At 41.6% G+C, this 26748-nt stretch carries 22 protein-coding genes, 1 tRNA gene and 1 pseudogene; all 24 read left to right on the top strand.

From position 1 onward, the window contains the following. Positions 1–60: 60 nt before the first annotated feature. A complete protein-coding gene (gene mfd / locus DCC39_RS07730; protein ID WP_116554320.1) occupies positions 61–3591 on the top strand; it encodes a transcription-repair coupling factor in 3531 nt (1176 codons plus the stop codon). Between the two features lie 164 nt (positions 3592–3755). Beyond that, complete coding sequence (gene spoVT / locus DCC39_RS07735) at positions 3756–4289, top strand: stage V sporulation protein T (protein ID WP_116554321.1); 534 nt, start codon at positions 3756–3758, stop codon at positions 4287–4289. A gap of 303 nt (positions 4290–4592) precedes the next feature. Continuing rightward, positions 4593–6182 (top strand): putative polysaccharide biosynthesis protein, encoded by a 1590-nt coding sequence (locus tag DCC39_RS07740; protein WP_116554322.1) that lies wholly within the window; start codon positions 4593–4595, stop codon positions 6180–6182. Positions 6183–6498: 316 nt separating this feature from the next. Continuing rightward, positions 6499–7547, top strand: a pseudogene (yabN, locus tag DCC39_RS07745) (bifunctional methyltransferase/pyrophosphohydrolase YabN); the annotation flags it as partial. A gap of 26 nt (positions 7548–7573) precedes the next feature. Further along, entirely contained in the window at positions 7574–7831 is a 258-nt protein-coding gene (locus DCC39_RS07750; RefSeq protein ID WP_116554323.1) for an RNA-binding S4 domain-containing protein, read from the top strand. A gap of 124 nt (positions 7832–7955) precedes the next feature. After that, positions 7956–8261, top strand: a complete 306-nt coding sequence (gene yabP, locus DCC39_RS07755; protein WP_116554324.1) for a sporulation protein YabP — start codon at positions 7956–7958, stop codon at positions 8259–8261. Further along, positions 8258–8839, top strand: coding sequence for a spore cortex biosynthesis protein YabQ (yabQ, locus tag DCC39_RS07760; protein WP_116554325.1), 582 nt, complete (start codon positions 8258–8260; stop codon positions 8837–8839). The genes yabP and yabQ overlap by 4 nt, the downstream gene beginning before the upstream one ends. 10 nt (positions 8840–8849) lie before the next feature. After that, entirely contained in the window at positions 8850–9230 is a 381-nt protein-coding gene (locus DCC39_RS07765; protein ID WP_116554326.1) for an FtsB family cell division protein, read from the top strand. Between the two features lie 66 nt (positions 9231–9296). Then, positions 9297–9734 (top strand): S1 domain-containing RNA-binding protein, encoded by a 438-nt coding sequence (locus tag DCC39_RS07770; protein WP_116554327.1) that lies wholly within the window; start codon positions 9297–9299, stop codon positions 9732–9734. A gap of 196 nt (positions 9735–9930) precedes the next feature. Further along, positions 9931–10004: transfer RNA gene (locus DCC39_RS07775), tRNA-Met, on the top strand. A gap of 246 nt (positions 10005–10250) precedes the next feature. Then, on the top strand, positions 10251–12695 hold the full coding sequence (spoIIE, locus tag DCC39_RS07780) for a stage II sporulation protein E (protein ID WP_116554328.1): 2445 nt from the start codon (positions 10251–10253) through the stop codon (positions 12693–12695). 65 nt (positions 12696–12760) lie between these two features. Next, positions 12761–13495 (top strand): vWA domain-containing protein, encoded by a 735-nt coding sequence (locus DCC39_RS07785; RefSeq protein ID WP_116554329.1) that lies wholly within the window; start codon positions 12761–12763, stop codon positions 13493–13495. Continuing rightward, on the top strand, positions 13464–14399 hold the full coding sequence (locus tag DCC39_RS07790; protein ID WP_116554330.1) for a serine/threonine protein kinase: 936 nt from the start codon (positions 13464–13466) through the stop codon (positions 14397–14399). Before DCC39_RS07785 ends, DCC39_RS07790 begins: the two co-directional genes overlap by 32 nt. Before the next feature lie 21 nt (positions 14400–14420). Beyond that, positions 14421–16382 carry a hypoxanthine phosphoribosyltransferase gene (gene hpt / locus DCC39_RS07795; RefSeq protein WP_116554331.1) on the top strand — a complete coding sequence of 654 codons (1962 nt, stop codon included), beginning with the start codon at positions 14421–14423 and terminating at the stop codon, positions 16380–16382. A gap of 67 nt (positions 16383–16449) precedes the next feature. Then, the gene (gene ftsH, locus DCC39_RS07800; RefSeq protein ID WP_116554332.1) at positions 16450–18387 is read left to right on the top strand and encodes an ATP-dependent zinc metalloprotease FtsH; all 1938 of its coding nucleotides are present in this window, start codon (positions 16450–16452) and stop codon (positions 18385–18387) included. A 153-nt stretch (positions 18388–18540) separates the two neighbouring features. Further along, positions 18541–19305, top strand: a complete 765-nt coding sequence (locus tag DCC39_RS07805) for a type III pantothenate kinase (RefSeq protein ID WP_116554333.1) — start codon at positions 18541–18543, stop codon at positions 19303–19305. 17 nt (positions 19306–19322) lie between these two features. Then, complete coding sequence (hslO, locus tag DCC39_RS07810) at positions 19323–20201, top strand: Hsp33 family molecular chaperone HslO (protein WP_116554334.1); 879 nt, start codon at positions 19323–19325, stop codon at positions 20199–20201. A gap of 81 nt (positions 20202–20282) precedes the next feature. Next, positions 20283–21206, top strand: a complete 924-nt coding sequence (gene cysK, locus DCC39_RS07815) for a cysteine synthase A (RefSeq protein WP_116554335.1) — start codon at positions 20283–20285, stop codon at positions 21204–21206. 167 nt (positions 21207–21373) lie between these two features. After that, entirely contained in the window at positions 21374–22264 is an 891-nt protein-coding gene (pabC, locus tag DCC39_RS07820; RefSeq protein WP_116554336.1) for an aminodeoxychorismate lyase, read from the top strand. A gap of 64 nt (positions 22265–22328) precedes the next feature. Continuing rightward, positions 22329–23102 (top strand): dihydropteroate synthase, encoded by a 774-nt coding sequence (gene folP / locus DCC39_RS07825; protein WP_240613574.1) that lies wholly within the window; start codon positions 22329–22331, stop codon positions 23100–23102. Next, positions 23095–23460, top strand: coding sequence for a dihydroneopterin aldolase (gene folB / locus DCC39_RS07830; RefSeq protein ID WP_116554338.1), 366 nt, complete (start codon positions 23095–23097; stop codon positions 23458–23460). Before folP ends, folB begins: the two co-directional genes overlap by 8 nt. Continuing rightward, the gene (folK, locus tag DCC39_RS07835; RefSeq protein ID WP_116554339.1) at positions 23460–23981 is read left to right on the top strand and encodes a 2-amino-4-hydroxy-6-hydroxymethyldihydropteridine diphosphokinase; all 522 of its coding nucleotides are present in this window, start codon (positions 23460–23462) and stop codon (positions 23979–23981) included. Before folB ends, folK begins: the two co-directional genes overlap by 1 nt. 37 nt (positions 23982–24018) lie before the next feature. After that, the gene (dusB, locus tag DCC39_RS07840) at positions 24019–25014 is read left to right on the top strand and encodes a tRNA dihydrouridine synthase DusB (protein ID WP_116554340.1); all 996 of its coding nucleotides are present in this window, start codon (positions 24019–24021) and stop codon (positions 25012–25014) included. A gap of 24 nt (positions 25015–25038) precedes the next feature. Next, the gene (lysS, locus tag DCC39_RS07845; protein ID WP_116554341.1) at positions 25039–26529 is read left to right on the top strand and encodes a lysine--tRNA ligase; all 1491 of its coding nucleotides are present in this window, start codon (positions 25039–25041) and stop codon (positions 26527–26529) included. The last annotated feature ends 219 nt before the right edge of the window (positions 26530–26748 follow it).

The raw sequence follows: 26748 nt of genomic DNA on the forward strand, positions 1-26748 counted from the left end.
ACGGTTGCACTGGAATAAATAGATAGGCATTTTCGTACTGAGAAGGGGGAAAAATAACTCATGTTGGCATTGCGACACTATTTTCAGAGTGGAAGTGAGATGGGTTCAGTCATCAACGGTGTCGAAGCCGGTTTGCAAGAACAGTTAATCGCTGGGCTTACAGGCTCTGCACGGGCACTTTTTATCGCCTCGTTTTTTGAACAAGCAAAGCGCCCACAGCTCGTTTTGACTCATAATTTATATCAAGCGCAAAAGATTTACGATGATTTAGTAGAAATAGTCGGCAGCCAAAATGTTTTTTTATATCCAGTGAATGATTTAATTTCATCTGAAATTGCAATTGCAAGTCCTGAACTAAGAGCCCAACGCCTTCAAGTATTGTTGGAATGGGGAAAGAACCCCCGGGGAATTGTTGTATCGTCCATTGCAGGCGTGAAAAGGATGATTACACCGAAGTCTGTATGGAAAAAGGCGACAATGACATTTAAAGTCGGCGATGAGCTTCAAATTGAGGAAACGTTAAGTTTGCTAATTGCAAGTGGATATTCACGAACCCCGATGATTTCAACACCGGGGGAATTTAGCATGCGCGGAGGAATCATTGATATTTATCCTTTGACAGAGGAACAACCTGTTCGAATTGAGCTTTTTGATACAGAAATTGATTCCATCCGCTTTTTTGATGTAGAGACGCAGCGCTCACAATCAAAAATTGACACGATTACAATTTGCCCTGCTTCTGAGATGCCGCTGTTTCCCGAAGATTTTGATTACGGAAAAGAACAGCTTGCGAAAGCGCTGGAAAAAACATTGAAAAAAGTGAAAAACAAAAGCGTCAAAGAAGCCATTGCAGAGCATGTTCGTTACGAGATCGAAAGACTTGAGAATAAAGAAACCTTTCAAGGAATCTATAAATACATCTCTATCTTATATAAACAACCTGCAAGTTTATTAGATTATTTGCCTGAAGATGGCATGATCGTTTTTGACGAAACGAGCCGCATTCAAGAAATGTCCCAACAACTGGATAAGGAAGAAGCAGAATGGCATACTTCCGTTCTTGAGCAAGGGGAAACCGTAGCTGATCTTGCGATGTCTTTCTCGTTTGAATCGCTTTTTCAGAATCAAGCAAACAGCAAAATACATTTCACCCTCTTTTTGCGCCATATTCCACATACGAACCCACAAAATGTTGTCAATGCTAACAGCAAGGCGATGCAGCAATTCCATGGGCAAATGAACGTCTTAAAGACGGAAATTGAAAGGTGGAAAAAAGGGAACTTTTCAATTGCTTTTTTGGCCGCCAACGAAGAGCGGGCAAAGCGGCTTGAAAGAATTTTGGACGATTACGGCATTGAAGCCCATCTATCTGATGGAACGAGGCCGCTAGCAAGCGGAACAATCCAAATTTTAACATCCGCTCTATCAAGCGGTTTTGAATTGCCGCTTCAACGCCTTGCTGTTGTGACAGAAGAAGAGATTTTTAGCAAAAGAACCCGAAAACAGCGACGATCCCAAAAAATGTCGAACGCCGAACGGATCAAAAGCTATTCTGAACTTAAAGTCGGTGACTATATCGTTCATGTCAATCACGGGATTGGCAAATACTTGGGGATTGAGACGCTCGATATTAACGGCATTCATAAAGATTATCTCAATATCAAATATGCAGGAAACGACACGCTCTATGTCCCTGTTGAGCAAATCGATCAAGTTCAAAAATACGTCGGTTCTGAAGCGAAGGTCCCAAAAATTTATTCGCTTGGAGGAAACGATTGGAAGAGGGTTAAGAAGCGCGTCCAATCATCTGTCGAAGATATTGCGGATGAATTGATTAAGCTGTACGCGGAGCGTGAAGCTAGTAAAGGGTTTATGTTTGATAAGGACGGGGAGGAGCAGAGAGAATTTGAAGCGTCTTTCCCTTATCAAGAAACAGAGGATCAGCTAAGGGCAATTGAAGAAATAAAGAAAGATATGGAAATGGAGCGGCCAATGGATCGCCTTTTATGCGGGGATGTAGGCTATGGAAAAACCGAAGTCGCCCTAAGAGCGATTTTTAAGGCAATTATGAGCGGCAAGCAAGTGGCATTTCTTGTGCCAACAACCATTCTAGCTCAGCAGCACTATGAAACAATGAGAGAGCGTTTTAGCGACCATCCCATTAATATTGCTGTTCTTAGCCGGTTTCGGACGAAAAAACAGCAAAATGAAACGCTCAAAGGATTAAAAAACGGCACGATCGACGTCGTCGTCGGCACTCACCGTATTCTATCAAAAGATGTTGTTTTTCACGATTTAGGCTTGCTTGTCGTTGATGAAGAGCAAAGATTTGGGGTAAAGCATAAAGAAAAAATCAAAAAAATGAAAGCAAACATTGACGTACTCACACTTACCGCTACTCCAATCCCTAGAACGCTTCACATGTCGATGCTTGGCGTAAGGGATTTATCAGTCATTGAGACGCCTCCGGAAAACAGGTTCCCTGTCCAAACGTATGTCGTCGAATACAACGCGGCGCTGATTCGTGAAGCGATTGAACGGGAAATGGCAAGAGAAGGACAAGTGTATTTTCTATATAATCGTGTAGAAAGTATCGAAAGGATGGCAGAGCAAATCAAAATGCTCATCCCTGAGGCACGCGTCGCCCATGCACATGGCCAGATGACGGAGGGTGAGCTTGAAAATGTGATGCTTGATTTTCTTGACGGGAATTATGATGTACTCGTAAGTACGACGATTATCGAAACAGGTGTCGATATCCCGAATGTGAATACGTTAATCGTCTATGATGCTGACAAGATGGGATTATCCCAGCTTTATCAGCTTCGTGGGCGTGTTGGGCGTTCCAATCGTGTGGCGTATGCCTATTTCACCTACCAGCGGGATAAAGTGTTGACAGAGGTCGCGGAAAAAAGGCTGCAAGCGATTAAAGAATTTACAGAGCTTGGTTCAGGTTTTAAAATTGCGATGCGTGATTTATCCATTCGTGGAGCTGGTAACTTGCTTGGTGCGGAACAGCATGGTTTTATAGATTCTGTGGGCTTTGATTTGTACTCACAAATGCTCAAGGAAGCCATTGAAGAACGGAAAGGCGAGAAGCCGTCAGATAAACCGCAGCCAGTGGAAATTGAGCTGAAAATGGACGCTTACATTCCTTCGAGTTATATTCGTGATGAGCGGCAGAAAATTGATATGTACAAACGGTTCCGCGCGTTGTCGGACGAACAGGATGTGGATGACCTGCAAGATGAAATGATTGATCGATTTGGAGATTATCCGGATGAAGTCGCCTATTTATTTGATATGTCCCGTATGAAAATCCGTGCAAAAGAACTGAGGATCGAATCAATTAAAGAGTCAAAAGGGGAATTTGTCATTTTGTTTTCCGAGGAATCGGGCGAACTGATTGATGCTTCAAAATTATTTGGCATCGTAAGCAGTATCGATCGAAGAATCCATCTTGGTACAGCAGGGAAAAAAGTAAAAGTCATTTTGCGTACAAAAGGCGAGAGCGATAAAGAAATCATCAGGTTGCTTTTAACACTTTTAGAAAACTTTAAAACAGCGATTAAACAACCGCAGACGAGTTGAAATAAGATCTCAAGCAAAAAATTGCACAGTGTTTTCTTTTTTGTGAATAAGACAGGCGTTACGACGGATAATAAAGGAAAGGAAATGGTGAATTTTGCTTGTTTGGCACCATTTTACGTGACTATTCCAGCTTCTTACAACAGAGAAAGTGAGGCATCTGAGAAATGAAAGCAACAGGGATTGTACGACGTATCGATGATTTAGGCAGAGTGGTCATTCCAAAAGAAATCCGTCGAACACTAAGAATCCGCGAAGGGGATCCTTTGGAAATATTTGTTGACCGTGATGGGGAAGTCATTTTGAAAAAATATTCACCCATTAGTGAACTTGGAGATTTTGCGAAGGAATACTCAGAATCATTGTCAGAGCATTCAGGGCATACCGTTTTAATTTCGGACAGGGATACCTTTATCGCGGTTTCCGGTGGATCAAAAAAAGAACATTTAAACAAAGCGCTTGGCAGTTCAGTTGAGCAAAGCATGAGTGAGAGAAAAACAGTTCTTCAATCAGAGGGAAGTGCTGAGATTATCGAAGGAACTGACTATGAAGGAGCATTTGTTATTGCCCCAATTATTGCAAATGGCGATCCAATAGGTGCTGTCGTCATGCTTGCAAAAGAAGGCGATACACTGAGCGAAGTTGAAAAAAAATTGTCAGAGACTGCCGCAGGTTTTTTAGCGCGGCAAATGGAACAGTGACAAATCGAGACGGTGGTTGCCGTCTCTCTTTCTTTTAAAAGAATGCCTAAATTTTACTTGCACACAAAGTTGGACCAATCGCACCTCTCACCTCCAAAAAAGGCGCGTCAGCGGTTTTCTTAACACACAAGGAAAGTTTCCATTTGCAGCAAGTGCAAGGGCAACGGTTGCACTCTGTGTGTACTACGCCTCTGTTTAAGCCGGTAAGGCTTGCCGATTTTTTATAAGGGAATGGAAGTTTTGGCGTGATTTGCTATACTATGGAGGTAATTCAAAAATAGAAGGATCGAGCAGGTGCACAAAATGAATGCAGAAGACGGAAAGCGGCTACTGGACGGTGCCGTTTTATTAACGTTTGCGGCGCTTATCTCCAAAGTTCTCAGCATTGGCTACCGCATTCCTTATCAAAACATTACTGGCGATATCGGTTATTATATTTATCAACAAGTATATCCTTTTTATGGCATCGCTTTTATTTTAGCAATGTACGGTTTTCCTTCCGTTATTTCAAAGCTTGTTTCAGAACGGGCTTCAAAAGGCGATCCGGCTGGAGCACGCCACGTTCTTGCAGTTGCTTTTTGGCTGCTTGCGTCACTCGGAATTTTGTCATTTCTTATCTTATATTTCATGGCTCCTGTCATTGCACGATTTGTCGGTGACCCGCAGCTAGTGTCCGCTTACCGGATGATTTCTTTTCCGTTTTTGTTCCTTCCGTTTATTTCCGTTTTGAGGGGGATGTTCCAGGCTGAAGAGAATATGCTTCCGACCGCCATGTCCCAAATTGCGGAACAATGTGTCAGGGTCGTTGCCATCGTTTGTTTATGTTTTTATTTTATGTACGGGGGATACGGTGTATATGCAGCCGGTGCAGGGGCTGCTTTCGGCTCGGTTGCAGGCGGTGCAGCTAGTGTGCTTGTTTTATTATCCTTTTTAAGGAAACGAAATAAGCAGCACAGGAAAATGGCATCTATCCGTCCAGCCATTGAAAAAAAGAAAATCATAAAGCAGCTGCTATTTGAAGGATTCATTTTTTCCGTAAGTTCGCTTGCCCTTATTTTCTTTCAATTCGTGGATGCACTAACAATTTTTAATCAGTTGAAAGCATCTGGGTTTTCGGATGTTGAAGCAAAAATGGCAAAAGGAATGTTTGACAGGGGACAACCCCTTCTGCAGCTAGGGTTGACAGTCGCTACGTCACTATCACTTGTTATTGTCCCGTTTATCGTAAAGGACATCGTTAGAGATCGGTTATTGGAAGCGGCCCAGAAGGCGGGGTTTGCTTTAAAAATAAGTTTTATTTCAGGTTTAGCGGCTTCGGTAGGCTTATTCGTCATTATCGAACCGACGAATATGATGCTATTTAAAGATACGAACGGATCGTCCATGCTTGCTATACTTGGAATAACGATCGTGTTTAGTTCGGTCGCATTGACGGCAGTTGCCGTACTGCAGGCGATCGGAAAAGTTCGGCTGATTTTATTCATAATCTCGTTCGGACTTCTTGTAAAAATCTTTATGAATACTGTATGTATGCCGTTATTTGGCATTGAGGCTGCGGCAGTTGCAACAGTTGCCGGGTTTGCCGGGATGTCTGCCTTTTCCGTCTTATACGTGAATAAAAAGTTAAATCTTTTTAAAAGATACCGCTTTTACAGCATTCGTATTTCTTTGAGCGCCATCGGGATGGCGATCGTTACGTTCATTTGGAAAACGGGTATTGAAGCAGTTCTCGGTTCAGGCAGAATGGCAGCCGCAATCGTTGCACTTTCCTCTGTCGTTGTCGCGGTGCTCACTTACTTTAGTTTGTTGTTCGTTTTTCGTACCTTCACGAAAGAAGAGCTAACGTATTTTCCAAAGGTAGGGAAGTTGACTGCCATCCTAAAAAACAAGTAATAGAAGATGTTCAAAAAGTCCGGAGGCTTACAGGAGGTAAGTCAGTTCGACGTTATCACAGGACGTGATGTATTTAGTCGAACTTCAATTTAGGCTGCGAATCTCTTCGTCAGCTTGCTCTTTCGCTCCTCATTTAATTGAAAGGAGTTATGCACCTGCGTCTACAAGCATTGCTCCGAAGCATGCTTCCTCGGTGCAACTCGCAGCGGATCATAGAAGTATCGCTCGTCGCTGCGGTGCTCAGAGCTACGCTTTCTCGACCTTCTTGCCTCTCGTTGTCCTCCTTTTGAACACGCACTAATAAGGGGGTGTTATTTTGCCGGTCATTTCTATAATCGGCCTTGGTGCCGGCGATCTTGAACAAATGCCAATCGGCATTTATCGAAAGCTAAAAAATAGCAGCAATCTTTTTTTGCGGACACGAGAACATCCAGCGGCCATTGCATTGGAAAATGAAGGCATTCCGTTTCAAACATTTGACGGCGTGTATGAACGGCATTCCAATTTCGATGACACGTATGACGCAATCGTTGCAGCGCTTATACGAGAATCTCGTTCCAGTAATGTTGTCTACGCCGTACCGGGTCATCCACTTGTCGCCGAAAGAACTGTTCAGCTGCTATTAAACAAACAAGAAGCAGCGGACATTGAAATTGAAATTTGTGGTGGCCAAAGTTTTCTTGATGCACTGTTTACAGCAGTAAAAATTGATCCAATTGAAGGGTGCCAAATCGTTGATGCATTAAGTATGAATCGAAATGAGCTGCAAATTCGCAATCATCTTATTATTACACAAGTATACGATCAAATGACGGCTTCCGAAGTGAAGCTCACGTTAATGGAACTTCTTCCGGATGACTATGAAATCACGGTTGTCGAAGCAGCGGGGAGCAAAGAGGAATCCGTTAACATAATCCCGCTTTATGAACTTGACCGCGACATTGGCTTAAGCCAATTAACAGCCGTATTCGTACCTGCCGTCACGAATGAGGAATTGCTATATCGCGATTTTAACAAGCTGCGTGACGTGATTGCAGCATTGCGGGGGCCAAATGGCTGCCCTTGGGATAAAAGCAAACACACGAGAGTTTAAAGAAATATTTAATTGAGGAAACAAATGAAGTGATCGAAGCCATTGACGAAGGTGATCCGGATCATTTGGCTGAAGAGCTTGGCGATGTGCTGCTTCAAGTGATGCTTCATTCCCAAATTGGAGAAGATGAAGGGTATTTTTCGATTGATGATGTCATTGACTCGATTACGAAAAAAATGATTCGCCGCCATCCTCACGTCTTCGGAGATGTGAATGCAAAGACTGAGGCGGAAGTGAAAGAAATTTGGAAAAAGGTTAAGCAAAAAGAAAAAAACAAGGAATAAGAGGAGATTGATGAATGCGTCTTGATAAATTTCTAAAAGTTTCCCGTTTAATTAAACGTAGAACAGTGGCTAAAGAGCTGAGTGATAAAGGTAGAATTTCTGTAAACGGCCAAATTGCAAAAGCCGGGACGAATGTTAAACAAGGCGATGAACTTGCCATCCGCTTTGGACAAAGGCTAGTGACAGTTAAAGTAAAAGAAATTAAAGAAGCGCCGAAAAAAGAAGAAGCGGCTTCCATGTATGAAATGATTAAAGAAGAACCGGTAGAATAATTTTTGTTCTTTTCATCTTTTCATTCTGGCTTCCGGCCTCTGATCTCCGACTTCTGTATTCGCATGCTTGTTCTAAAAATGTTTTTTCTCCCATATATATGAACAGAAAAGAGGGGGAAGGCATATGGAACGGAACCATTTTGAACAAGCGAATGAAAAGCATATAAAGCCAGATCACAATCTTGTCCTAAAAGGGCGAAAGCAGCTCGAAATTACGGGTGTAAAGCATGTCGAAAGCTTCGATAATGAAGAATTTCTTTTGGAAACAGTGATGGGGTTTTTAGCAGTCCGCGGGCAACAGTTAAAAATGGAAAATTTAAGTGTGGATCAAGGGATCGTATTAATCAACGGCAGAATTATCGATATTGTTTATTTGGATGATCACGACGGGGATAAAGCTAAAGGCTTTTTTAGCAAGTTGTTTAAATGACGTTATCGGTCCAGTTTCTTACGATGGTATCCATGATTTTAATGGGCGTCTGGATAGGTGCGGCAGTTGATACGTATGGCCGCTTTATGCACCCGAACCGTTGGACGTGGGTGCTGTTTTTCTGTGATATTTTATTTTGGGTTGTCCAAGGGTTGCTCATTTTCACCGTATTATTGTATGTCAATGAAGGGGATATCCGCTTTTATATCTTTGTCGCTCTTTTTTGTGGGTTTGCCGCTTACCGAGCCCTTTTTCAGTCGTTTTATAACAAACTTTTAAATGCTTTTATCCGGTTCGGGAACTACATGATCCGGGTGGCTTTAAATCTATCCAATGTATTTATTGTAAAACCGATAAGAGGAACGACAAAATTACTTTTCATGTTGATTACGTTTATTGGAAGTACGATCATTGCTATTTTCTTATTCATTTTTAAAATTTTAATGATCCCTTTAAATGGGATACAGAAGATGATTTGGCGATTTCTTCCTAAATCTTTTAAAAATCTTGTGAAAAGGGTAGCAGGATTGTTAAAAATCATGCAGAATAAGATTAAAAAGTGGTTTGGACGGATTTAGGAGGTTTTCTATGAGTCGTGCTAGGAGGAGACTTCAAGAAACGACGTCGCGCTATATGCAGGAGCGTGAAGTCTATGACAAAATTCAAAAACGCAGGCAAAGGGGCCTTTATCGCCGGTTGGCAGTATACGGTATGTTAACATTTATTCTTGCAGGCACGTTTTTCTCCATCTTTTTCTCGCAAAACAAACTGTTAAATGAAAAGCTGGAAGAAAAAGAAGCGGTGGAGCAGGAATTGAAAAAAGTAAACGCGGAACAAATCGATTTGAGGGAAGAAATTAAAAAATTGAATGACTATGAATATGTCGGCGAAATTGCAAGAAGGGATTTCTTTTTTTCAAAAAAAGGAGAGACCATTTTTAAATTGCCCCCTGAGTCTGAGACAAATTGACACAATGTTTTTAACAAGAGTATAATAAGAAAAATGTTTATTTTTTTAAGGAGGATCATTTTTTTCATGTCAATTGAAGTAGGCAGCAAGCTGCAAGGTAAAGTTACTGGGATCACAAATTTTGGAGCATTTGTTGAGCTGCCAAATGGAAAAACAGGCCTTGTCCACATTAGTGAAGTCGCTCACAATTATGTTAAGGACATTCATGAGCATTTGAAAGTTGGCGAGCAAGTTGAAGTGAAAGTCGTTCAAGTTGAAAGTGATGGCAAAATTGGCTTGTCGATAAAAAAGGCGACAGAGCGACCGGAAAATGATGGGTATAAAAGAGGCCCAAAACCTGGTGGCTTTCGAAAAGGCGGAAAGTCATTTAGAGGTTCTCCTGTACAATTCGCTACTTTCGAGGATAAACTAAGCCGATTTTTGAAAGACAGCGAAGAGCGGCTCTCGACGCTTAAACGCCAAACGGATTCCAAGCGAGGTGGACGAGGGTCTAGAAGATCATAAGCTTGCTGTTGAATTGATATATACATGGTGAAAAAAGCACCGGGGGATCGGTGCTTTTTTTGCTGTGTTAAAGCGTTCCGGTTCATTTTGGCCTCAACAATAATCGCTAAATTAAATGATGATTTAAAATATGAAAATATTATTTGACAAAAATCTTTATCTTTTGTTACAATCAAATTCGTGTCAATCAACATATGGCGGCGTAGCTCAGCTGGCTAGAGCGTACGGTTCATACCCGTGAGGCCGGGGGTTCGATCCCCTCCGCCGCTATCATTACGTGTTAAACGCATTCCAATTGGGATGCGTTTTTTTATTGTCTGCGCGTTTTAAATGGCGGATATAATTTTTTCGCTATTTTCTGTCAACTAATGTCGGTGATCAGGAAGGATAGGGAACCGCGTCGATAAGTTTTTTTATGTAACCGTGTTCATTTGACAAAAATTGAAGGAATCCTATGTTTTAATGAAACGTAAACCAAACGAGAACGAAAAAATATGTGAGAGGAATGATAGGGAAATGAGAAGTTTAACAGTTATGAAAGGTGTTAATCTGCAATTTTTATGGTTCAAGCGGTTGATGGTAAAGATGGAGAAGTTGATTGTTCAGTCGGGAATTTTCGTGTTTGCGATTGGATTGTTGCTTGGACGAGCTGTCATTTTGAATGAAATGAGTCCATTTGCAATCCCCTTTTTCGCATCTATTCTTTTATTGAAAAGAGAATATGCCAAAGTCACCTTTTTTGGAGTTATACTTGGCGCTTCATTTTATTCACTGGAAAATAGCTTATTTGTAGCTACAGGGGCTATGATTCTTTTGCTTTTGAATAAAATGATCGAGAGGCGAAGCAAGGACTTGCTAAAAACATTGCCAATACTCGTCCTTATCTCAGGCTTCAGTTCAAGGGTTTTGTTTATGGCTTTCGAACAAAGTATGGTGACAACGGAATTCATTGTGGCGGCAGTTGAGTCGAGCCTAAGTTTGCTTTTGGCGATGATCTTTTTACAAAGTATTCCGCTTTTAACATTGAAACCGTTGAAACGAACGTTGCGTAATGAAGAGATCGTTTGTTTTATTATTTTACTTGCTTCGATTTTAACCGGAACAATCGGGTGGACCGTTTATGACATGTCTTTGGAAAATCTTTTTGCCAGATACATCGTGATGCTGCTTGCATTCATTGGGGGAGCTGCAATCGGGGCAACGGTCGGTGTTGTCATCGGTTTGATTTTAAGCCTTGCTGATGTGGCAAGCTTGTCCCAGATGAGTTTACTTGCTTTTTCGGGTCTGCTTGGCGGACTTCTGAAAGAAGGGAAAAAATTTGGCGTTGGAATTGGGCTGATTGTCGGTACTTTGCTTATTGGGATGTATGGCGGAAAGACATTAACAAGCGTCTATCCTGCGTTATTGGAATCTCTTGTAGCTTTTCTGTTATTTCTTATCACACCGCAGTCAGCCATTAAGAAAATTGCCCGCTATATTCCCGGGACAAATGAACATTCAAAGGAACAGCAGCAATATTTAAAAAAATTACGCGACGTCACAGCAAACCGTGTGGAACAGTTCTCTTCCCTCTTTCAAACACTTTCAAACAGTTTCACTCAAGCGCCATCTCTAAACGAGGATGGCAAAGACAATAGTGAAATCGATTACTATTTGAGCCGTGTCACCGAAAAAAGCTGCCAAACTTGTTTTAAAAAAGAAGCTTGCTGGGTTAATCACTTTGATAAAACATATGACTTTATGAAACAAATGATGCACAATTACGAAAAAACATCTACAAATTTCACGTTTCAGCGCGAATGGGACAAGCATTGCGTCAAATCAAAAAAAGTGAAGGAGCTCATTCAATATGAATTAAGTTTTTATGAAGCGAACGTAAAGCTGCGGCAAAAAGTAGCGGAAAGCCAAAGACTTGTTGCCGACCAATTATTAGGGGTGTCGCAAGTGATGGGCAATTTCGCAAAAGAAATCCAAAGGGAACGGGAACATCATGCGTTCCAAGAAGATCAAATTGTAGAGTCGCTTTACGGGCTCGGATTAGAAATTGACACGATTGATATTTATTCACTTGAAAGCGGACAAGCCGACATCGAGATGACATTATCATCATGCAGCGGGCACGGGGAAGGAGAAAAGATCATCGCTCCGCTTCTTTCAGATATATTAAAAGAAACGATTATCGTTAAAAAAGAAGAGCACGCCCATTACCCTGGGGGCTTATGTACGCTCATGTTCGGATCGGCCAAGGCCTATGTTGTGGAAACTGGATTTGCCAATGCAGCGAAAGGCGGTGCATTTGTTTCGGGGGACAGCTATTCAACGATTGAACTGTCATCAGGCAAATACGCCATAGCCATTAGTGATGGCATGGGCAATGGGGAAAGGGCCCATTTTGAGAGCAGTGACACACTTCAACTTCTCGCCAAAATCTTGCAGTCCGGAATTGATGAAACGGTGGCGATTAAATCCGTGAATTCGGTGCTTTCACTGCGTACGAAGGACGATATTTTTTCAACGCTTGATCTATCGATGATCGATTTGCAAAATGCTTCTGCAAAATTCCTAAAAATCGCTTCAACACCTTCTTTTATAAAACGTGGCGATCAAGTCATCATGATTGAGTCAAGCAATTTGCCTATCGGCATTTTGCAAGAATTCGATGTTGAAGTCGTCAGTGAACAGTTAAAGGCAGGCGATCTATTAATTATGATGAGCGATGGCATTTATGAAGGCGCCAACGCCGAAAATAAGGAAATGTGGATGAAACGCAAAATTCGCGAGCTAAAAACAGAGGATCCTCAGGAAGTGGCCGATTTGATTTTGGAAGAAGTGATCCGAACAAGGCACGGTGACATTCAAGATGATATGACCGTTGTTGTCGCAAATATTCAACACAATTTGCCTAAATGGAAAACGATTCCGTTTTATTCTAGCAATTTAAAGCGAAAAAAAGCACAGTAGCTGTATAAACACCTCCTTGCTCGTCTAAAATAGATGAACGATTGCACGAGAAGGAGGAAACTAGCTTGAGTAAAGGTACGATAAGGCAAATTCTCTTAATTACGGATGGATGTTCCAATGTCGGTGAAGATCCGGCTGCCATTGCAGCGCTTGCAAAAGAACAAGGGATAACGGTGAATGTCATTGGTGTGATTGAAAACGATTCAATTGGTGAACAAGGGAGAATGGAGATCGAAGCAATCGCCGAGTCAGGAGGTGGCTTTAGCCGGATTGTTTATACGGAAGAACTGTCAAAAACGGTGCAAATGGTCACAAGGCAAGCCATGACACAGACGATTTATGGTGTTGTCAATCGTGAGCTGCATTCGATTTTGGGAAGCGGCAAAGAAATTGAAGATCTTCCGCCGGAAAAACGAGGTGAAGTCATTGAAGTGGTTGATGAGCTAGGAGAGACGTTAGATTTAGAGGTATGCATTCTCGTTGATACAAGCGCAAGCATGAAACATAAATTGCCAACGGTAAAGGAATCTCTCATCGACCTTTCGCTAAGCATGCGAGCAAGAACAGGCGACTATTCTTATTCATTGCTTGCTTTTCCAGCCAAAAGAAAGGATACGGCAAAATTAATTGACTGGACTTCGAAAATGAAAGAATTGACAAACGCGTTCAATAAATTGACACCAGGCGGTGTCACGCCGACAGGCCCTGCACTTCGTGAATCAGTCGAAATGTTTTCGCTAAGAAAATCACGAAGGAGATGGATGGGCGATGAGCCATTTGGCGAAGAAGCAAGCAATTAATCTTAAACCGGGTTCGGTCATTACTGGCAAATGGAATCACAACCGCTACAAAGTTGTCCGAAGTTTAGGGCAAGGTGCCGTCGGTGCTGTCTACTTAGTTCAATCCCCATTGGGGCTGTCGGCATTAAAAATTGGCTTTGATAAAATGGGAATTGTTTCCGAGGTGAACGTTTTAAAACAATTAACGAAGGTCCAAGGAAAGTCTCTTGGGCCTTCTTTTATTGAAATGGATGATTGGAATGACAGCGGATTTTATTGGACATTTTATGTTATGGAGTACATACAAGGTGATTCACTTTTTTCATTTTTAAAGAAAAGAGGAAATGAATGGACGGCTGTTTTCATACTTCAGCTGCTGACAGGCTTGGAAAAGCTTCACAATGAAGGCTGGGTATTTGGTGATTTGAAGCCCGAAAATTTGCTCGTATCAGGTCCTGCACCGAACATACGCTGGCTTGACGTGGGCGGGGTTACGCGAAATGGCCGGTCAATTAAGGAGTTTACAGCATTTTTCGATCGGGGTTATTGGGGAGCGGGTTCACGAAAGGCGGAGCCGAGCTACGATTTATTTAGCCTGGCTATGATTATTCTAAACATCGCTTATCCAAAGCGATTTACAAAGACAGAAGACGGAAGATTGCAGCTTGAGAGGAAAGTGAACGAGAGTCCGCTTCTGCGGCAATATGAGGATGTCATCATCAAAGCGCTTCGGAATGAATATGATCATGCGAGAGAAATGCGAAACGATTTGCTTCGCCATTTAAAAGGAAAGGCAGATTCTGAAACAAGGAGCTCACAACGAGCGAAAAGAAAACAAACATCCCGTTTATTAAAAGTAACCATGTTTGTTGCTTTTCTTCTTTTCCTCTATCTTTTATACTTATACTTTAATAACCTTTTTTAATGAGCTTAGAGGGGATTCATTATGCACACGGTTGACCGTTTTATTGAAAAGCATCACCTTATAACAGATGGCAAAACAGTCATTATCGGCGTTTCGGGGGGGCCTGATTCAATGGCTCTCCTTTCTTATTTTATGTCAAAAAGGTCTCAATGGAATTTAACATTGATCGCATCACATGTAAACCATATGCTAAGGGGGAAAGATGCGAAAGAAGATTTTGAATTCGTCCAAGCATTTTGTCACAAAAATAACATACTTTTTGAGGGTGCAGAAATTGATGTGAATGCATATAAAAAAAAGAAACAGCTGTCTACCCAAATCGCTGCCAGGGAGTGCCGCTATCGCTTTTTTGAAGAAGTTATGAATCGCTATCAAGCTGATTATTTAGCGCTCGCTCATCACGGTGATGACCAAATTGAAACGATGCTTATGCGCCAAGTAAGGGGAGCTTTTGGATATGGGTTGGCAGGTATTCCAGTAAAACGCGAGTTTGCCTGTGGAAGCATTATTCGTCCATTCCTTTGTTTATCGAAGGAAGAAATTGAACAGTTTCTTGCAAAAGTAGGTATGAAAGCAAGAAAAGATGCATCAAATGACAGTAGTGATTATGTTCGAAATCGTTTTCGGCATAATCTATTGCCTTTTTTAAAAGAGGAAAACCCGAAAGTACACCTGCGTTTTCAGTACCAAAGTGAGCTTCTCCATGAAGATGAAAAATATTTGGAACAGACCGCCACTCATTATCTAAAGAACATCATTGATGAGCGAAACAATGAAAAAATTGTCATTAGGCTTCATCCGTTTTTTACAATGCCGTTTGCTTTACAAAGGAGGGCCATTCATCTAATATTAAACTGTCTGTACAACTCTGTTCATGAATCGATTTCTTCAATACATATTGAACAAATCATACATCTTCTTGAATCGAAAAAACCATCAGGAATGCTTCATTTGCCTGCAGGGCTTCATGTACTTCGTTCCTATCATCATGCCACTTTTTCATTTGCAAAAAAATTGGACCCCCAACCCTTTTCCTATTCAGTAAATGTTCCATTTGAACTGGAATTGCCAGGTGGTGTTTTAAAAGGTAGAATGACGAATGAAAAGCCGCATTTTTCCAAGGATCGGTTTGCTTTGGTGGCAGATGTTAAAGCCCTTGCCTTGCCGTTAACGGTCCGTTCCCGGAAAGAGGGAGATCGAATGCATCTGATAGGAATGGAGGGAACTAGGAAAATTAAAAACATTCTTATCGATGAAAAAGTCGAACGCAGTAAACGCGATTTAGTCCCAATCGTTGAAGATGCCAATGGGAACATCGTTTGGTTAGCTGGCTTGAAGAAGGCTGGAATTGGGTTAATTTCTGAACAGACAACGGAATTTTTACATCTTTCATACGAAATTCATGAAGGCACCGCAAACTGTACAGGGAGGACATTTCACAACATGGAAAATGATATTTTGGAAGTATTGATTTCAGAGGAAAAAATTCAGGAAAAAACAGAGGAACTGGCGTCCATATTAGAGAAGGAGTACGATGGCCGCTTTCCGCTAGTTATCGGTGTATTAAAAGGTGCACTTCCGTTTATGGTCGACTTAACCCGTAACATGAACATCAAATTGGAAATGGATTTCATGGATGTTACAAGCTATGGAAATTCGACACAGTCTTCTGGTGAAGTAAAAATTTTGAAAGATTTAAACACTTCTGTGGAAGGAAGAGATGTTCTCATTGTTGAAGATATTATTGACAGTGGGCTGACGCTTCAATATTTAGTGGAGCTGTTCCGATACAGGAAAGCAAATTCCATTAAAATTGTGACACTTCTTGATAAACCATCGGGACGAAAATCGAAGGTCAAGCCAGATTTGATTGGCTTTGTTGTTCCAGATGCTTTTGTTGTCGGGTATGGTTTGGATTATGCGGAACGCTACCGTAACCTGCCTTATATCGGAATTTTAAAAGAAGATGTCTATAAATTGTAATAAGTTGTAGTGATATTGTTATGTATGATACTATAGTATTGTTTCTGTGTGTGGGAGGAGGCAAGGCATGAATCGGATCTTCCGAAATACCCTTTTTTATTTACTAATTGTTCTTGTAGTGATTGGGCTTGTCAACTTTTTCAGTGGGCCAAACCATAAAATTGAACCTTTGACATATGGCGAATTTCAAACGAAATTAAAAAATGGTGAGATTGAGTCCCTCACAATGCAGCCTGAACGAGGCGTTTTTCTTGTTGAAGGTAAATTGGTTGGTGCAGAAGAAGGCGAAACCTTTCAAACAAGTGTTCCTTTTAATGAATCTGTAGAAAACGAGATTTTAAACTCGACACAACAAGGTGTGAAAGTCGAAGTCCTTCAAGCAGAGCAGACGAGCGGTTGGCTTTCGTTTTTAACGGCAATCATTCCGTTTGCGATTATTTTTATTCTTTTTTTCTTTTTGCTCAATCAAGCCCAAGGCGGCGGAAACCGTGTCATGAACTTTGGGAAGAGCAAAGCGAAGCTTTACAATGAAGAGAAAAAGAAAGTAACGTTTAAAGATGTAGCGGGCGCAGACGAAGAAAAGCAGGAGCTTGTTGAGGTTGTTGACTTCTTAAAAGATCCGCGCAAGTTTTCTGCGTTAGGTGCCAGAATTCCGAAAGGTGTCCTTTTAGTGGGGCCTCCAGGTACAGGTAAGACGCTCCTAGCAAGGGCAGTAGCCGGTGAAGCCGGCGTCCCGTTTTTCTCAATCAGTGGTTCGGACTTCGTTGAAATGTTTGTTGGTGTTGGTGCATCGCGTGTACGGGATTTATTTGAAAATGCGAAGAAAAACGCACCTTGTATCATTTTTATAGATGAGATTGATGCAGTTGGACGCCAGCGCGGGGCAGGCCTTGGCGGAGGCCATGATGAGCGTGAGCAAACATTGAACCAATTGCTCGTTGAAATGGACGGATTTGATGCAAACGAAGGCATCATTATTATCGCTGCGACGAACCGTCCGGATATTCTTGATCCTGCGCTTCTCAGGCCAGGACGTTTTGACCGGCAAATCCCTGTCGGCCGTCCTGATGTGAAAGGCCGGGAAGCAGTGCTTAAAGTCCATGCACGCAATAAACCGCTTGCTGATGATGTAAGCTTAGAAACGATTGCGATGCGCACGCCCGGATTTTCAGGGGCGGATCTTGAAAACCTATTAAATGAAGCAGCGCTTGTCGCGGCAAGACAAAATAAAAAACTGATTGATATGGACGATATTGATGAAGCGACGGACCGTGTCATTGCCGGTCCCGCTAAGAAGAGCCGTGTCATTTCCGAAAAAGAGAAAAACATTGTTGCGTACCATGAAGCAGGACATACCGTTATCGGCATGAAGCTCGATAATGCCGACGTGGTTCATAAAGTAACGATTGTACCTCGCGGGCAAGCAGGTGGATATGCCGTTACGCTCCCGAAAGAGGATCGCTATTTTATGACGAAGCCTGAGTTGATTGATAAAATCATCGGTTTGTTGGGTGGGAGAGTTGCTGAAGAGATTACGTTTAACGAAGTAAGTACAGGAGCAAGCAACGATTTCCAACGCGTTACGGATATTGCAAGAAGAATGGTCACTGAATTCGGGATGAGCGAGAGGCTTGGGCCGATGCAGTTTGGTACAGGCCAAGGTGGGCAAGTGTTTTTAGGCAGGGATATTCAAAGTGAACAAAATTATAGTGATGAATTTGCCCGTCTAATCGACATTGAAGTCCAAAAAATTATCACTGAAGCGTACGATCGCTGTAAACAAATCCTTACCGAAAACCAAGATAAGCTTATCTTAATTGCCGAGACGCTTAAAAAGATGGAAACACTGGATGCAGAACAGATTAAATCATTAATGGAACACGGCCGTCTTCCAGAGCGCTCAGCAAGTAAAGAAGATGACAGTGACGTAAAAGTAAATATCAATACGAAAAAAGACGATGCAGAGTCATTAAACGAAGACGACAAACCATCTGAAGATAAATGATTCTTATCGAAAAAAGGTGCCCTTTCCAAGGGACATCTTTTTTTTTTGATCGAGGTAGTATAAACTAATCACATATATATGGTTGTTCAATAAGTCCGGTTTGAACACGTACTTTAATTCAGTTTGTATTTATATGGATGGGGTGTGAGTAAATTGATATTTGTGCTCGATGTGGGGAATACAAATATTGTATTGGGAGTTTTTAAAAATGGAGAGCTGCACAAACATTGGCGTATAGGGACAAGCCAGCAAAAGACAGAAGACGAGTATGCCATGATCATAAAAGAATTATTCCGCAGTGAAAACATCGTTTTCAATGATATTAAAGGCATTATTATCTCGTCTGTTGTTCCTCCAATTATGTCTTCATTAGAGCTTATGTGCAAAAAATATTTTCACGTCGATCCGCTTATAATCGGACCAGGGATAAAAACAGGGCTCGACATCAAATATGAAAATCCGAGAGAGGTTGGTGCCGATCGTATTGTAAATGCAGTCGCTGCCATTGATATGTACGATTGCCCATTAATTATTGTAGATTTTGGGACGGCAACAACCTTCTGCTATGTGAATGAAAAAAAACATTACATGGGCGGTGTCATTGCACCCGGAATTAAAATTTCAACAGAAGCCCTGTTCACGTATGCAGCTAAATTGCCGCGGATTGAAATAACGAAACCTGATATGGTTATTGGGCGAAATACGGTCAGCGCGATGCAATCCGGTATATTTTATGGGTATGTCGGACAAGTTGAAGGCATTGTGAATGGCATAAAAAAACAATTTAATACAGACCCTAAAATCATTGCAACAGGCGGACTGGCTTCTCTTATTGCACAAGGCACAGATATCATTGATCATGTCGATCCATTTTTAACATTAAAAGGGCTTTATTTAATTTTCGTGAAAAACCACTAAATGTTAGGAGCAAACAGATGTCTGATTATTTAGTAAAGGCACTTGCTTATGATGATAAAGTGCGGGCTTATGCCATTCGGTCAACGGAAATGGTTTCAGAAGCACAAAAAAGACATGGAACATGGCCGACTGCATCTGCCGCTTTAGGCCGTGCACTCACTGCGACTACAATGATGGGAGCTACATTGAAAAATGATAACAAACTAACGGTAAAAATCGAAGGCGGCGGCCCAATTGGCGTGCTTATTATTGATGCGAATGCACACGGCGAAGCAAGGGGCTATGTGTCGAATCCCCATGTTCATTTCGATCTAAATGCGGAAGGTAAACTCGATGTAAAAAGAGCAGTGGGAACCGAAGGGTTTCTCTCTGTTGTGAAAGATTTAGGAATGAAGGAAATGTTTACAGGACAGGTTCCAATTGTTTCCGGTGAGCTTGGTGAAGATTTCACCTATTATTATGTCGCTTCCGAACAGGTGCCATCGTCTGTCGGAGTGGGCGTTTTAGTTAATCCTGACAATAGTATATTAGCTGCTGGGGGATTTATGATTCAATTACTGCCGGGTGCGGAAGAAGAGATCATTACTTTTTTGGAAAAGCGCTTGCAGCAAATTCCGCCAGTTTCAAAAATGATTGAGCAGGAAATGCCGCCTGAAGAGATCCTTTATGCCATTTTAGAAAAGGAAAATGTAAAAATTTTAGACAAAAAACCGATTTCTTTTAAATGCAATTGCTCAAAGGAGCGAATAGCAAACGCAATCATAGGACTAGGAAAAGATGAGATCAAAGCGATGATTGAAGAAGACGGGGAAGCAGAAACGGTTTGCCATTTTTGCAATCAAAAGCATCACTTTACGAAAAAAGAACTGGAAGAACTTTATGAACAAAGTAAATGAATATTGACACGGTGATATGGATTTGGTAATCTTTAACTTAACAAATCCAATGAATATACTTGGTATTAAGGAGTGATCTTAATGGCAATTGCAAATTCAATCACCGACTTAATTGGCAATACCCCGATTGTTAAGCTTAATCATTTGACTGGTGAAAACGATGCTGAAGTTTATTTGAAATTGGAGTACATGAACCCTGGAAGCAGTGTGAAAGATAGAATTGCCTTGGCAATGGTGGAAGCAGCAGAAAAAAGCGGAAAATTAAAACCAGGGGACACGATTATCGAACCGACGAGCGGTAACACAGGTATAGGCCTTGCCATGGTTGCGGCGGCGAAAGGATATCGAGCAATTCTCGTCATGCCGGATACGATGAGTATGGAACGCCGCAACCTTCTACGTGCTTACGGTGCGGAGCTTGTGCTAACGCCGGGAGCCGATGGAATGGGTGGAGCGATCAGCAAAGCGGAAGAACTAGCTAAGTCAAAAGGCTATTTTATGCCACAGCAATTTGAAAACGAAGCCAATCCTGAAATCCATGAGCGCACAACCGGAAAAGAAATTGTCGAACAAATGGATTCTCTTGACGCGTTTGTAGCCGGAATCGGAACAGGCGGTACGATTACTGGTGCCGGCAAAGTCATTAAAGAAAAATTTCCAAATGTTAAAATTTATGCGGTGGAGCCAAAAGACTCTCCGGTTCTTTCAGAAGGGAAAAAAGGCCCTCACAAAATTCAAGGAATCGGTGCAGGGTTTGTTCCGAAAATTTTAGATACATCGATTTATGACGAAGTGGCTACAGTAACGACAGAAGACGCGTTTGAATACGCCCGCCGTGCCGCAAGGGAAGAAGGCGTGCTCGGCGGAATTTCTTCAGGAGCGGCAATTAAAGTTGCAGTCGATGTAGCAAAACAACTTGGAAAGGGAAAAAAGGTTCTTGCCATCATTCCAAGCAATGGTGAACGCTATTTAAGTACTCCTCTTTATCAATTTGATGAAGAGTAAAAGGCGAAGTCCTCATTTTGAGGGCTTTTTTTTACGTGAAGAAATAGCAATTATCATGTACAATATGGAAAGAATGAGTTTTTTATAGCAAGGCCGATTTTCAGAAGGTAAATCATGCCGGCAAGTTATCGTTTGATCGCCTTTAGTAAAGAGGAGACAGGGAAAGTATGTACATCAGTTTAAACGGGAACATCATTAAAAAAGAAGACGCACGTATATCCCCATATGACCACGGTTTTTTATATGGCATTGGCCTGTTTGAAACGATAAGGATCTATCATCGCCATCCTTTTCTTTTTTATGACCACATAGACCGTTTAAACGAAGGACTCAAAATGATTGGCATACAACTAAATAAAAAGAAAGAAGAGTGGTTTGAGGATATTCAGGAACTTTTAATTTCCAACAAAATGAACGATGCTTATGTCCGGATAAATGTCTCCGCCGGTGTTCATGAACTAGGGCTGAACGCGGACGATTATACAAATCCAACTGTTATTATTTTTGTCAAGCCGTTGCCTTCTCCATCCCGTGATGAAAAGGAAGGCATCATTTTAAAAACAGCGCGAAACTCGCCGGAGGCTGTAAAACGATTGAAATCCCATCATTTCTTAAACAATATGCTCGCAAAGCGGGAAATAGGGAATGATATAAAAAAAGAAGGCATTTTCCTAAATGAAGAGGGGAAACTCGCAGAAGGCATCGTTTCGAATATATTTTGGGCAAAAGATGGGATTGTTTACACCCCTTCAGTCGAAACGGGGATTTTAAATGGCATTACCCGCCAATTTGTAATTGAACTTCTAAAGAAGAGAAACCTCTTCATTTGTGAAGGCTCTTTTGAACCTTCAAGTCTACTGTCAGCCGATGAAGCATTTATGACAAACTCCATTCAGGAAATTGTCCCCTTTGCAAGCGTCGAAAATATAAATTTCCCGGGGAATAGTGGGGAAATCACGCAAATTTTGTTGAATGATTACAAAATTTGCCGAACGGAATTATGGTCGTATAAACAACTCAGTAGAAGGAGTGAACCCGGTGCTGAATGTTGCAAATAAGCCTTTTTACGGGATTTTAAAAATAAACAATAAGTCGATTGACTTAAATGAACGAACCTATATTATGGGGATTCTAAATGTAACTCCGGATTCATTTTCGGATGGTGGCTCATTCGTTTCTGTTGACTCGGCTGTAAATCATGCCATTGAATTAGTGAGAGACGGTGCTGATATCATTGATATTGGGGGTGAATCGACGCGACCGGGATCTCAAAAAATCACTGCCGAAGAGGAATTAAACCGAGTCATCCCGGCTTTAACGGAAGTTAGAAAAGCGGTTGATGTTCCAATATCAATCGATACGTATAAAGCTGAAGTAGCGGAAAAAGCAATTGAAGCGGGTGCAGATATGATAAATGACATTTGGGGGGCAAAAAAAGATCCGAGAATGGCATCAGTTGCCGCCAAATATAATGCACCAATTATTTTAATGCACAATCGTGAAAAGGCGAAGTATGATAACCTATTGGATGAAATTGTACAGGATTTAAATGAAAGTATTGAAATTGCAGTATCTGCAGGGGTTCCTCATGAAAATATCATTCTGGATCCTGGCATCGGCTTTGGTAAAACGTATGAACATAACCTACTAACGATGCGGAACTTGGATGTTATAACGAAGATGGGGTATCCTGTCTTGTTAGGAACATCGCGCAAATCAATGATTGGCCAAGCCTTGAATTTGCCTCCGAAAGAACGAATGGAAGGAACAGGCGCAACCGTATGCCTCGGGATCGAAAAGGGCTGTCAGATTGTACGCGTTCATGATGTGAAGCCGATTGCCAAGATGGCAAAGATGATGGATGCCATGTTGAGAGGCGGAGAGGCTAATGGATAAAATTATGATGAATCAATTGGAGTTTTATGGATATCACGGAGTCTACCCCGAAGAAACCAAGCTTGGGCAGCGATTTTATGTCGATCTAATCATGGAAATGGATTTAAGCAAATCTGCAAAAAGTGACAACCTAAATGATACAATTGATTATGGGGCTGTTCACGATTTGGTGAAGAGTATTATGGAAGGCGAACCGCGTAATCTTGTCGAAACGCTTGCTGAAGAAATTTCATCTTCGCTTTTAAACGAATTTTCGTTCATTGAAAACGTTACTGTAAAAGTCGTAAAACCTGATCCACCAATTCCGGGGCATTATGAATCAGTGGCTGTTGAAATCATGAGGAGCCGTTCTGTGTAATGGCAATTGCATATATTGGTCTCGGCTCTAACATCGGAAACCGTGATGAATATTTATATAAAGCATTGAAAGCATTGGGTAACGATTCCGCTATGTTAGTACGTGATGTGTCTTCAATTTATGAAACGGACCCTGTTGGATTTACCGAACAGCCTGCTTTTTTAAATATGGTGGCAGAGATTGAAACGAGCCTGCAGCCACTTGAACTTTTGGCTTCTTTACAAAAAATTGAAGATAAACTTGGGCGGACGAGAGAAATAAAATGGGGCCCACGAACGATTGATCTTGACATTTTGCTTTATAATCAAGAAACGGTGAAATCGGAACGGTTAATTATTCCCCATCCGCGCATGAAGGAGCGCGGTTTTGTTTTAATTCCTCTATTTGAGTTGGCGCCGCATTTATCTTCTTGTTTGTTTAACGATTCAGCCGAAATGACTGATGAGAAGGTATTAAATGATGGCGTCAGGTTGTGGAAGAAGAAAAATGAGTCAGGGGAATATGGACTTTTTTCTATATAGTAAGTGCTTGAATATCATCTAGATAGAAGGTGAGAGAATGCTTAAAATTGGTGACATTACGATGAAGAATCAGGTCGTGTTAGCTCCGATGGCCGGTGTGTGCAATCCGGCATTTCGTTTGATTGCAAAGGAGTTTGGCGCAGGCCTTGTATGTGCAGAGATGGTCAGTGACAAAGCGATCCTGCACGAAAATGAAAAAACGTTAAGGATGCTTTACGTTGATGAACGTGAAAAGCCGCTCAGCTTGCAAATTTTCGGTGGGGAGAAAGAAACGCTGGTTGGTGCCGCCCGTTATGTTGAGAAAGCAACAAATGCCGATATCATCGACATTAACATGGGGTGCCCTGTTCCTAAGATTACTTCATGTGATGCAGGAGCAAAGTGGCTTCTTGATCCAGATAAAATTTATGAAATGGTTAAGGTTGTTGTGAATGCAGTGGATATGCCTGTTACAGTAAAAATGCGAATTGGCTGGGATGAGGACCATATTTATGCCGTTGACAATGCAAAAGCTGTGGAGGCTGCAGGCGGTGCAGCTGTTGCGGTTCATGGCCGTACCCGTGTGCAAATGTATGAAGGCAAAGCGAATTGGGACATTATTAAACAAGTAAAAGATGCCGTATCGATCCCTGTTATCGGAAATGGAGATGTCGTCACACCGATGGATGCGAAAAGAATGCTTGACTTAACAGGTGTTGACGGTGTTATGATCGGTCGTGGAGCATTGGGGAACCCTTGGATGCTTTACCAAACGATCCAGTACTTAGAAACTGGGGAGATACCACCGATGCCTACCCCATCGGAAAAAATAGAAGTGTGTCTTCTCCATCTTGAACGCTTAATTCGGCTAAAAGGTGAGAAGATTGCTGTCATGGAAATGCGCAAACATGCTGCCTGGTATTTGAAAGGCTTGCGCGGAAATGCAAAAATTAGAAGAAAAATCAATGAAATAGAAACGAAAGGTGAACTCACTGCTGTGCTCTATGATTATGTGGACCAATTGAGGGATGACCAGGAAGCTGAGGCAGTGTAGCCAATGACATTTAGGAGTGAGCCCATGAGCCAAGATACAGAATTGAACGATCAACTGATCGTTCGTCGCGAGAAAATGAAATCTTTGAGGGAAAAAGGCATCGATCCTTTTGGTATGCGGTTCGAAAGGACCCACACAACTGATGATATTAAAAAAGCGTTTGAACATATGACGAAAGAGGAGCTAGAAGAAGTATCTGAAGAAATTAAAGTTGCTGGAAGAGTGATGACAAAGCGCGGTAAAGGAAAAGCCGGTTTTGCTCATATTCAAGATCTTACTGGCCAAATTCAAATTTATGTAAGAAAAGATGCTGTCGGTGATGACCAATATGAGGTTTTCAATACGATTGATATTGGGGATATCGTCGCTATAACGGGACGGGTTTTTAAAACCAAGGTTGGTGAACTGTCGATTCGTGCGAACCAATTTCTTATTTTATCAAAGGCATTGCGTCCATTGCCAGATAAGTTTCACGGTTTAAAAGATGTTGAACAGCGTTATCGCCAACGTTACGTTGATTTAATCATGAACCCAGAGGTAAAGAAAACGTTCATTGCCCGAAGCAAAATTATTCAATCCATGAGAAGATATTTAGATGACCATGGGTATCTCGAAGTTGAAACGCCAATGATGCATTCGATTCCTGGAGGAGCGGCAGCAAGGCCATTCATTACCCATCATAACGCACTTGATATCGATCTTTATATGCGAATTGCCATTGAACTGCACTTAAAGCGTCTTATCGTCGGTGGTTTTGAAAAAGTATACGAAATTGGGCGAGTGTTTAGGAATGAAGGAGTCTCAACTAGGCACAACCCTGAATTTACAATGATTGAATTGTATGAGGCATATGCTGATTTCCAAGACATTATGGAATTAACTGAAAACTTAATTGCTCATATTGCGCAGGAAGTGCTTGGCACGACAACCATTCCATATGGCGAATACGAAGTTGATCTGATGCCAAAGTGGACACGCCTTCACATGGTTGATGCGATTAAGCAATATACAGGTGTCGATTTCTGGAACAATGTATCGGACGAGCAGGCAAAACAGTTAGCAAAAGATTACGGCGTTCAAATCCAAGAAACTATGACATACGGGCATATTGTTAATGAATTTTTTGAACAACTCGTTGAGGAAAAACTGATACAGCCTACCTTTATTTACGGTCACCCTGTTGAGATTTCTCCGCTTGCAAAGAAAAATAAACAAGATCCGCGTTTCACGGATCGTTTTGAATTGTTTATCGTAGGCAGAGAACATGCGAATGCGTTTAGTGAACTAAATGATCCGATCGATCAACGTGAACGATTTGAAGCCCAAGTCAAAGAGCGTGCTCAAGGAAACGATGAAGCACATTTGATGGATGAGGATTTCCTAGAATCACTTGAATATGGTATGCCGCCAACAGGTGGGCTTGGCATCGGCATTGATCGCCTTGTTATGCTTTTAACAAATTCACCATCTATTCGTGATGTCTTGTTATTTCCACAAATGCGCCCGCAAGATTAAGAGAATGTCTGCCTCTGTATTTTGGCAGACATTCCAAAAAATATACTATTGCGCAGTTTTAATGACTGTAGTATAGTTACATATGCTGCTTCAAGCGGCATTGATAATATAGAAAAACAATAGAAAAAGTTGTTGACAAATCGTCTACAGCCTGTTATTATATAAAAGTCGCCATTAAGAGCGACGGAATAAAAAATCGTTCTTTGAAAACTAAACAAA

The organism is Pueribacillus theae (genome assembly GCF_003097615.1).
Lineage (GTDB): Bacteria > Bacillota > Bacilli > Bacillales > UBA6769 > Pueribacillus > Pueribacillus theae.